The sequence below is a fragment of the Photobacterium sp. SP02 genome, assembly GCF_038519165.1.
Lineage (GTDB): Bacteria > Pseudomonadota > Gammaproteobacteria > Enterobacterales > Vibrionaceae > Photobacterium > Photobacterium halotolerans.
On record NZ_JASJOJ010000141.1, the window covers coordinates 1 to 1155 of the forward strand.

At 40.7% G+C, this 1155-nt stretch carries 2 protein-coding genes; both read right to left on the minus strand.

Going from position 1 to position 1155, the window contains the following annotated elements; all coding sequences use genetic code 11:
* Positions 1–190 precede the first annotated feature (190 nt).
* Entirely contained in the window at positions 191–610 is a 420-nt protein-coding gene (locus P0Y67_RS22630; RefSeq protein WP_342393695.1) for a hypothetical protein, read from the minus strand.
* Positions 610–1155, minus strand: a 546-nt coding sequence (locus tag P0Y67_RS22635) for an S-type pyocin domain-containing protein (protein ID WP_342393696.1), incomplete at its 5' end; no start/stop codon positions are given. The genes P0Y67_RS22635 and P0Y67_RS22630, both read right to left, overlap by 1 nt.

Sequence of the window (1155 nt, forward strand, 5' to 3'; positions counted from 1 at the left end):
GCCTCCACTTCCCGAACAGGGTCGATCAATATGTGGATCTGTGACTTATGCTGACACAGAACTATGAACACCCTCGTACAGAACTGGAATCTGACGCTATCCCAGTTGAGCCTCCACTTCCCGAATAGGGTCGATCAATATGTGGATCTATGACTTAGGCTGATACTGAACTATGAATACCCTCCACTATTCATATAGATAATGCATATCGTACTTCTTGAACCTTCTTTTCACCTAGAGAGTAGAAAACCTGCAATCCGTTAGGAAACTTGTCGCAAGATGGGACAAGCCCTAAAACTGGTATTTTCCTTTCAGGTACAGTCTCTATTGGCTTACCAAGCAATCTATATACATCATTGTTTGTCATAGATGTCGATAAGCCTTCAGGAAACAACCCTTGAGAGTTAGTGTGGAAAACAATAACTTTCAATACTTGAGTTTCACGACTGAAAATGAGTTCAATTTTTTTACTATCAACTACGATGTAAAAGTTCTCAGAACCTTCATCCACAACTTCTGGAACATTCCCACCAATAAGGGAAAGAAAGTCGGGAATCGCAAGTAGCTCATTGTACTTCTTACCAATGAAAAGTTTGTGGTCGATTGTCATTAGTACCATCCATTCAATTTATTTATTCTATGAAGCTTCTCTCTTGCTTCTTGCAGCTCTTTTTCCGTATACCCATGATCTTTCAAACATTGCTTGATAGCGTCAAAGTTATTATTTACCGCAACCTCTAGGTTACTAGCATCAAGTTCTTGCTTTTCTCTTTGATTACGGCCGCCATACGTCTCACTGCATTTTTGATGTACTTCTCTGGGGATTGCAACAGCTGCCCCTGTTTTTTTCAACTCATTTTCAATTTCTTTTGTTAATTCAAAGCCATATTGCTTTTCGACAGCACGACGTATAGCTGCAAGTGAAGGTATGTGATCAATATCTAAACCATCTTTGGTACTTCTTGGAGCAAGCTCACCATACGTTCCCACTTCAAGAGGTTTAACTTTGTTTCCAACAGCCTTTTTGAAAACAATATAAATCGGCGCAATCTCTGAACCGTCAGGAAACACCAAAATCGCATCGCTCCAGTGTGCTTCTTCTGCGGCAGGATAGGTTTCAACCGTCGGGGTTGGCATATCAGATATCGGTATGGT

Coding starts and splice junctions, on each gene's coding strand:
- P0Y67_RS22630 (WP_342393695.1), bottom strand. CDS start 610: ATGACAATCGACCACAAACTTTTCATTGGTAAGAAGTACAATGAGCTA.